This window comes from Streptomyces phaeochromogenes (assembly GCF_001418655.1).
Lineage (GTDB): Bacteria > Actinomycetota > Actinomycetes > Streptomycetales > Streptomycetaceae > Streptomyces > Streptomyces phaeochromogenes.
In genome coordinates this window covers 1-8,619 of the sequence record NZ_LIQZ01000017.1, presented here as the reverse complement: position 1 = coordinate 8,619, position 8,619 = coordinate 1, and the positions used below count along the sequence as shown (strand labels likewise).

Genomic DNA, 8,619 nt, shown 5'->3' with positions numbered 1-8,619 from the left:
GCCCCCCTCCCCCCCAGCCCGTCAGCGGCCCCGCACCGGGCGCACCGGCACGCCGGGCCAACTCCGCTTCTCCAGGCTCCACTTGAGGCACCCGCCTGCCTCGACCGGACGTTCACTCCGAGCAACCCCGTGGCCCCGATTCTCATCTTCTTCTCAGGGACGAGAGGGACGAGAGAGATGCCCGGGGCATCTGGGGCAACCGAGGCGCCCGGGCGCAGGAGCCAACAGGAGGAGAAGGACGTTGAGCCATGCCCGGCGCACATTGGTCGCCGCTGCGGCGTTGTTGGCGGTGGTGGTGGGGTCGCAAGGAGTCGCGCAGGCCCGGCCGGCCGCCGAACCCGCCCCGCCCACGCCCGCGGCCTCGGCCGACCCCGACGGCAGACTGCCGGCGGGCTGGCAGATCACCGGAACCAGATCCGGTCAGCAGCTGACCTGGCGCTCGACCACACCCGTGCCCATGGGAGACGCCGCCGTCGAGTTCTACTCCGGCGACCGGCTCCTGGGCCGACCGCTCGCCGCCAAGGACGGGCACACGTTCAGGCTCGCCCTCCAGGGCGTGGAGCTGGGACCGGCGAAGGACCTCCAGGTGCGGGCCGCCGGCCGCCGCCTCGACGAGGCCGGCGCGAAGGCGGACTCGCAACGGCGACGCTCCCAGGCCCCGGTGAAGCCGTCGGCCCTGCCGCCGGCCAACCCCGTGGACCCCGGCGTCCCCGGCCCGTACCGCACGGTCAGCGGCGAGTACGAGCTGAAGTCCGTGAAGCTGCCCGACTTCCCCGAACCGGTGGAGATGCGCGCGGCCGTGGTCGCCCCGGCCGGCGCCCAGGGCAAGCGCCCGCTGGCCCTCTTCCTGCACGGCCGCCACCCCACCTGCTACACCGGGGGCCCGGACGGCGAGTTCGTCGGCGACTGGCCCTGCCCCACCGACTCGAAGCCGGTACCGAGCCACCGCGGCTATCTGCACGACCAGAAACTGCTGGCGTCCCAGGGCTATGTGACGGTGTCCATATCCGCCAACGGCGTCAACGGCCAGGACTTCGCGGCGGAGGACGGCGGAGCACAGGCCCGCTCCTCCCTCGTACGGCAGCATCTCGCCCGGTGGGCCAACTGGTCGGGCGCCGGACGGACTTCGGCACCGGAGGTCGTACGGAAGGCGGCGCGGGCCGACCTGTCGCGCGTACTCCTGGTCGGTCACTCGCGGGGCGGCGAGGGCGTGAACCGGGCCGCGATGGACAGCCTCTCCAAGCCTCCCGCCGACAAGGACGGCTACCGGGGGCCGGTGCGCTGGAAGATCCGGGGGACCGTCCTCATCGGCCCCACGATCTTCGGGCAGAACCCCGCTCCCGAGGTTCCGTCGATGACGATCCTGCCCGGCTGCGACGGCGATGTGTCCGATCTGCAGGGCGAGATCTACGTGGACGGGACCCGCGGTGTCAGCCGTGGTGCCGCCCTGCACAGCGCGGTCTACATGGTCGGCGCCAACCACAACTACTTCAACACCGAGTGGACGCCGGGCCAGGCCCAGGCGCCCGCCAACGACGACTTCTGGGACGACGAGGGGTCGCCGGACGCGGTGTGCACGCCGGGCACCGCGACGCGCCTGACCGCCAAGAAGCAGCAGGCCGCCGGCTCCACCTACATAGCCGCCGCGGCCCGGGTGTTCGTCGCGGGCGACGACCGGGTCCGGCCGCTGCTGGACGGGTCCGGCGTACGGGCGAAGTCCGCGGGTTCCGCGCGCGTCCTCACCCACGCCGTCGGTGCCCGTCGCGCCGGCGCGTTCGTGCCGGACCCCTCGGTGAAGGTGGACGGCGGCCGGCTGTGCGAGCAGGTCGACCCCGACCCGGCCACGGCCTGCCTCAACCCCGACGAACCCGGCGCGTCACCGCACTTCGCCGGCTGGGAGACCGACCGGGAAGCGGGCCGCAACGCCGTGGCGCTCGACTGGTCGGCGCCGGGTTCCGCGGTACGGGTGCGGCCCGAGCGACCGGTCTCCGTGACCGGCGCCAAGTCGCTGGCCCTGCGGGTCGTCGTGCCCCCGAACACCACCGGCACCCGCATGGACGTGTCCCTCACCGACACCGCGGGCCGACGGGCCACGCTCGGCGACATCCGCCTCGACGGACTGCCGGGCACCGAGCGGACGACCTCGTACTGGGGCCAGGAGGTACGCGTACCGCTGACCGCCGCGACCGCGGCCGGGCTGGACCTCAAGCAGGTGAAGTCCCTTGAACTGACTCCCCGCAGCGGATCCGGAAAGGCGTGGCTGATCGACGCCTGGGGCTGGCGCCCCGGCATGGCCGACGTACGGCCGGTCTCGCCGCCCCGCGTCGACATCGGCCGGCTGACCGCCGACGAGGGCGACTCGGGAGTCAAGACCTACCAGGTGCCGATACGGCTCTCCGGGCAGGGCAGTGGACAGATCCGGCTCTTCGTCTCGGACCCCGAGACCCGTGAGACCACGTCCCGGGTGGTGACCGTGCGCCCCGGCACCGAAAGCATCGACGTGCCGGTCGACGTGCCCGGCAACACCCGCTACAGCTACGGCACGGCGTACAACGTGTTCGCGAAGGCCGTCCACGACACGGTGGTCGGCAACCACCTCGGCGGCGTGACCGTGAAGGACGACGACCCGATGCCCACGTTCAGCGTGGCGCCGGTCCCGAGCCGGGTCACCGAGGGCCAGAGCCTGACGTGGCGGATCACCCAGTCCGCGGTCGCCGACACGGAGATCTGGATCGACTCCGCGTTCGCGCCGGTCGGCGGCGCCGAACTGTCCACCACCGACGTCGACCCGGCCTGGCTGGAGGAGACCACCGGCGAGTCACCGAACCCCTCCCGGCCGCTGTCCGGGCTGGAAGGGCTCTATCTGCCCCTCGCCGTCCCCCAGGGCGAACTGACCACCGACGTGACCATTCCCGTCGTCGCGGACGGCGTGACCGAGCCGGAGGAGTCGCTGCGGATCCAGCTGTTCCTCTGGACTGCGGAGGGCGAACAGGTGGAGGGGCCGGTGCTCGACGGCACGGTGGCGGACGCGCCGTAGTACCGCTGCGTAGTACCTGTGTGACGTAGTAGCTCTGTACGGAACGAGACGCGGGGGCCCCTGGGTTCAGTCCGTGGGCCCGTGCACCATGATGCGGCGCACTTCCTCGCTGAAGTCGGCCGCTGTCGGCTCCAGCAGCAGCGCCGCCAGGGGGATGTCCGCCCGCAGCCGCTCCCGGAGGGTCTCGACGACACGCAGCACCTTGAAGGAATCGCCGCCCAGGTCGAAGAAGTCGTCGTCCCGGCCGACCTCGGAGACCTGGAGGACCTCGCACCACACCTCGGACACGACGCTCTCCACGTCCGGATCCGCGTCGGCAGGGGTGCCGGCGGCGCTGTCGGCGGGCGCACGGCTTACGGGCCGCGCGGGCGCGGATTCGGCCGACCGCTTCGCCGCCCAGGTCTCCAGGAGACGGCGGTCCAGCTTGCCGTTCGGCGTCAGAGGCAGTTCGTCCGCCACCTCGATGGCCGACGGCACCATGTACGGCGGGAGCCAGGTCCGCAGGGCCTCGCGTACGGACGAGGGCAGGCTGCCCGGTTCCGTGCCCTTCTCGGGCACCACGAACGCGGCGAGTCGCTTCTCGGCACCCGAGCCGTGTGCGACGACCGCCGCCTGCCGGACCCCCGTACAGCGCTTGGCGGTCTCCTCTATCTCGCCGGGCTCGATGCGGATGCCCCGGATCTTCACCTGCCGGTCGGCCCGGCCCAGGAACTCCAGCGCGCCGTCGGGCCGCGCCCTGACCAGGTCGCCGGAACGGTAGAGGCGGCAATGGGCGCTCACCGCAGGGGCGTTGGGAAGACGCTCGGCGTCGAGGAAACGCTCGGCGGTGAGTTCGGGCCGGTTCAGATAGCCGAGGGCGACACCGGCGCCGCCGATGTAGAGCTCGCCGGGTTCCCCGTCGGCGACCGGCGTGCCGTTCTCGTCGAGGATCCACAGTTCGGTGTCCTGGATGGCGGGACCGATGAGCACGGTGTCCAGGTCGGGATCGCGCGGCAGCACCCAGGCCGTGCAGTAGATCGTGCACTCACTGGGCCCGTAGATATTGGTGAGCGACGCGGTGGAGCGCGAGTGGAAGCGCTTGACCAACTCGGGACCGAGCACTTCGCCGCCGGTGAGCACCTGCCGCAGTCCGTCGTACCGCTCGGCGGGATCGCGGGTCAGCAGGAAGAGTTCGAGCTGGGACACGCCGAAGTAGACCGTCGTGATCCCCTGGTCGCGGATCAGCTCCGCGAGATGGTCCGCGTCGCGATGGCGGCCCGGGGCCGCGATGACGACGGTGGCACCGGCGAGCAACGGCCAGTACAGCTCGCCGAGATGCATGTCGAACGTGCACACCGTGTGGTGCAGCATCCGGTCGCGCTCGTCCATGCGGTGCGTGGTCTGCAGGGCAGTGATCCGTGAGACGAGAGCGCGGTGGCTGATCAGCGAGGCCTTGGGGCGGCCGGTGGACCCGGAGGTGTAGATGACGGCGACGGGGTCGTCCGCCGAGGCGTCCGAGGTGTCCGACGTGTCCGAGGCTTCCCGTACCGGTTCGAGTGTCGGCGGGTACGCGGCGCACTCCTCGTCCGTCAGGACGACCAGGTCCGGCAGACCCGGCAGACCCGGCAGACCCGGTACATCCGATACACCCGAAAAGCGGTCGCGCAGCGCGGAGTTGGTGAGCACGGCCCGTGGCGCGCAGTCCCGGACGGCGCGCAGGGTCCGCTGGGGCGGGTCGTCCACGCCGAGTGCCGCGTGGGCGGCGCCCGCGAACATCGCGCCCAGCACGGCCACCACGAACTCGACGGAGCGGTCGTGGTGGATCACGACGCGGTCACCGGCCCGTACGCCGTGCGCGCGAAGGGCCGCGGCGGTCCGCAGGACCCGTTCCCTCAACTCGCCCACGGTGAGGACGGTGTCACCGGAGACGATCGCGGGGAGTCCGGGATCACGCTCCCACCGTTCGAGCAGGAGTGCGTCGAGCCGGTGGTCCGCGTCGGTCGACGGGCGGTCGGCGGAGGCCTGGACGGTCGTCATGGAGGTCAACCTCGGTCGGTCCGGGTGCGGAAGGTCAGGGCTGTTCTGCCGCGAACTGGTCGAGATTGCCGACGACGGCGTCCACCACCAGGGCGGGGCTGTCCGTCAGCAGCATGTGTCCGCCCGGCAGCCAGACACTGCGGGTGTTCTCGCTGAACAGGGCCCAGTCGGCGGTCCGTTCCTCGGGGCACAGCGGGTCCTCGTCCCCGAACACGGTGAGGAGCGGACACCGGAGAAGGGGGTCGGGGCCCGACGAGTAGTCCTCGACGGCACGGATGTCCGCCACGATCGTCGGCAGCACCAGCTCGAGCATCTGCTCGTTGGCGGCGAGTCTCTCCGGGACTCCGCCGAACCCGTCGAGGATCGCCAGTACGCCGTCGGTGTCGTCCGTGTCGCGCAGCAACCGGCGCTCGGGGTCGGGCTTCTCGGTCACCGCCCACTGCGAGACGGCCACCATGCCGGCGACGCGGACGCCGTCCTCCCGCTGCAGCGCGCGTACGGCTTCCAGGCCGACGATCGCGCCGAAGCACACGCCGACGACGAGCAAGGGGGCGGTGCCTGGCAGCGCGCGGGCCGTGGCCACGACGTCGTCGACCAGACCGGGCAGCTCCGGAACGCTCTCCCGGATACGCGTCTCCCTGCCGGGCATCCGGGCCGTGGCCACCAGCCAGTCGGCCGGGGCGTGCTCCGCGAAGCCCTGGCCGCTCGCCGCCCCGGCGCCGGCGTGCGGAACGATCAGCACGCGTATCGAGGCGTCCTGCGGGTCGGCGCCCTTGAGCGCGAAGGTCTTTGCCGCCAACGTTCTGTCACTCTCCATGGTTGGTCTTCGATACCTGATGCGAGTTTTGTGCGGGTCCCGTTCTCAGCTCGTCGTGACGAACTCGGCGAGCGCCTGTGCCAGATAGCCGGGGTCCCTGGCCCCGACGAGTTCCCGTGCGGAGTGCATGGAAAGGCCCGGCACGCCCACGTCGACCGTCGTCACGCCCAGGCGTGCCGCGGTGATCGGCCCGATCGAAGTACCGCAGGGCATGGCGTTGTTGGACACGAACCGCTGCAACGGCACCCCGGCCCGCTCGCACGCGGCGGCGAACGCGGCGAGGCCGGTGCCGTCGGTGGCGTACCGCTGGTTGACGTTGACCTTCACCACGGGGCCGCCGTTGGGCAGCGGGTGGTTGTCCGGGTCGTGCCGCTCGCTGTAGTTGGGGTGGACCGCGTGGGACATGTCGGCCGAGACGCAGAGCGCGCCCGCGAGGGCCCGCGACCAGTCCTCGCCGCTGCCGCCGCGGGAGGCCACCGAGCGGTTCAGGACACGTTCCAGGAGCGGGCTCTGGGCACCGGTCTCGGAGCCGCTGCCGACCTCCTCGTGGTCGAAGGCGGCGAGCACCGGAACCCGGAACGACTCGGCACCGGCGTCCTGCGCCCAGGCCTCGGTCGCCGCCGTCAGCGCGGTGACCCCCGCGTGCACGGACACCAGGTTGTCCAGGCGCGACGACACCAGGAACTCGCGCTCCGCGCCCAGGTGTCCGGGTGCCTGGATGTCGTGCAGCATCAGGTCCCAGCCGAGGATCTCGGTGGGTTCCAGATCGGCCTCGTACGCGATCCGGCGCAGCAGGGCGCCCTGTTCGGGTCTGCCGAGGGACCAGATCGGCTGTGTCTGGCGCTGCCGGTCCAGGGCCATGGACTCGTTGACCGAGCGGTCGAGATGGATGGCCAACTGCGGTACTCGGAACAGCGGTTCGTCGACCTTGACGAGGGTGGAGGTGCCGTCGCGCAGCGTCAGACGCCCCGAGATTCCCAGGTCCCGGTCGAGCCAGGTGTTGAGCGGGACGCCCCCGTAGATCTCGACGGCGACCTGCCGCCACCCCGCGGAACCGGTGTCGGGCCTCGGCTTGACCCGCAGGTTGGGCGAGTCGGTGTGCGCGCCGACGATCCGGAAGGGGGTGTGGGCGGGCGCGTCCTCGGGGACGTACCAGGCGATGAGCGCACCGCCGCGGGCGACGAAACAGCCGCCGCTGCGCCCCGTCCACTCCTCGGTCTCGCTCAGCTCCGTGAAGCCCGCCTTCTCCAGGCGGCGCGAGGCCTGGGACACGGCGTGGTACGGCGAGGAGCTGCCCTGGAGGAAGGCGAGCAGGTCCTCGGTGTGGCTGGGGTCGGTGGCCAGGGTCATTCGGCGTCCGCCTTCCGGGGCGTTGTGTGCGTGTCGAGCAGTGCGGCGACCGGGCGGTCGGGCTGCGCGCACAAGTCTCCGATCACCGAGACGTACTCGGCGAGCAGGTCTTCGGCCGATTCCCGATCCCAGAGATCGGCCGAATACTCGAGGAACGTCCGGTAACCGAGGCCCGGATCACGACGCGGCGAGAGACCGAAGACGAGTTCGGCCCGGGCGACCGGCGGGGCCACGTCCTCCACTTCGACGTCGAGGCCGGGGATCTCGATGTCGGAGTCGGCGTAGTTCTGGAAGGCGAGGCCGTTCGGCACCCGGTCGGGGACCTCGGTCGCGCCCGCGTCGCGCATCGCCTGGAGGATGCGGGCGGTGGGCAGCACGTTCGCCATGATGCCGAGGGCGCCCGCGCCGGTACGGGACACCAGCTCGGCGACGGTCTCGGCCGGGTCGATCCGCACCCGGACCAGGACGGCCGTGGAGACCACCGACACGAGCGACTCGCAGTCCAGGTCCTCGCGGTTGGCGTACGGAACACTGAGCAGGACGTCCCGCTCGCCGGAGAGCCGGGCGAGGTGGATGCCGAGCGCGGCTGCCGCCACCGCGAACGGCGTCACGTGCCGGTCGGCCGCCAACTTCTCCATCGCCGCCCGGAGTTCACCGGAGGCGGCCCCGCGTGCCGTGCCGCCGTCGCCGCTCAGCCGCTCGGGCCTGGGGCGGTCGGTCGGAGTGTCGAGCCGGCACGGCACCCCCTCCAGATAGTCGGCGCAGTGTGCGGCCCGCCGGTCCTCGGCCGCCGGGTCCTTCGTCTCCAGCTGACGGCGGGCGTAGTGCGTTGCCTGGACCGGGGGCGCGTCGAGTGCGTGCGCGGTACCGGCCGCGGCGGCCGTGTAGAGCTCGGCCAGCTCCGCCAGGAGCACGGAGTGGGCCCAGCCGTCGGCGCAGATGTGGTGCATGACGAACATCAGCACCCACTCGTCGTGCTCGACCCGCAGCAGCCTCAGCCGGGGCAGCGTCGGACGGGTGAGGTCGACGGGCGCGGCGGCCATCGCCCGGCACACCTTGTCGACGCGGGCGGCACGCTTGTCGGGTTCGAGGCGGGTGAGGTCGTCGATCTGCAGCCGCAGCGGCGGCGCGGCGACCACCTCCTGCCACCAGACTCCTTCGCCGTCCCGCATGAAGCGGGTACGCAACGAGTGGTGGCGCTCGATCAGTTCGGCGAGGGCCGAGCGCAGGGCGTCCGGGTCCAGGGCACCCCGGAAGCGGATCCTGGTCGGCACGTTCCAGACCTGCGCCTGGGGAACGGCGTAGTGGCCTGCGATCATCCGGTTCTGCTGGTCGCTCGCGGGGGCGCGGTCCACGAGCTCGACGACCTCGGCGTTGCCGGAGGGGGCGGGCTCGGGGA

General features: G+C 72.0%; 5 protein-coding genes. 1 reads left to right on the top strand and 4 read right to left on the bottom strand.

Annotation, left to right across the window (positions count from 1 at the left end):
• Positions 1-241 precede the first annotated feature (241 nt).
• Complete coding sequence (locus AOK17_RS02985; RefSeq protein ID WP_055610684.1) at positions 242-3,037, top strand: alpha/beta hydrolase; 2,796 nt, start codon at positions 242-244, stop codon at positions 3,035-3,037.
• Between the two features lie 66 nt (positions 3,038-3,103).
• On the opposite strand, the gene AOK17_RS02980 is transcribed toward AOK17_RS02985, so the two are convergent.
• The 4 genes from AOK17_RS02980 to AOK17_RS02965 all read right to left on the bottom strand — a co-directional run.
• Positions 3,104-5,053, bottom strand: coding sequence for an amino acid adenylation domain-containing protein (locus AOK17_RS02980; RefSeq protein ID WP_055610683.1), 1,950 nt, complete (start codon positions 5,051-5,053; stop codon positions 3,104-3,106).
• Positions 5,054-5,087: 34 nt separating this feature from the next.
• Complete coding sequence (locus AOK17_RS02975; protein ID WP_079052759.1) at positions 5,088-5,870, bottom strand: thioesterase II family protein; 783 nt, start codon at positions 5,868-5,870, stop codon at positions 5,088-5,090.
• Between the two features lie 45 nt (positions 5,871-5,915).
• Positions 5,916-7,220 carry a M18 family aminopeptidase gene (locus AOK17_RS02970; RefSeq protein ID WP_055610681.1) on the bottom strand — a complete coding sequence of 435 codons (1,305 nt, stop codon included), beginning with the start codon at positions 7,218-7,220 and terminating at the stop codon, positions 5,916-5,918.
• Positions 7,217-8,619 (bottom strand): condensation domain-containing protein (locus AOK17_RS02965; protein WP_245696991.1); only part of this gene is annotated, 1,403 nt, incomplete at its 5' end. The genes AOK17_RS02965 and AOK17_RS02970, both read right to left, overlap by 4 nt.

What these genes read in the sequence shown, in the direction of transcription:
- AOK17_RS02980 (WP_055610683.1), bottom strand. Translation starts at nt 5,053, where the DNA reads ATGACGACCGTCCAGGCCTCCGCCGACCGCCCGTCGACCGACGCGGAC.
- AOK17_RS02975 (WP_079052759.1), bottom strand. Translation starts at nt 5,870, where the DNA reads ATGGAGAGTGACAGAACGTTGGCGGCAAAGACCTTCGCGCTCAAGGGC.
- AOK17_RS02970 (WP_055610681.1), bottom strand. Translation starts at nt 7,220, where the DNA reads ATGACCCTGGCCACCGACCCCAGCCACACCGAGGACCTGCTCGCCTTC.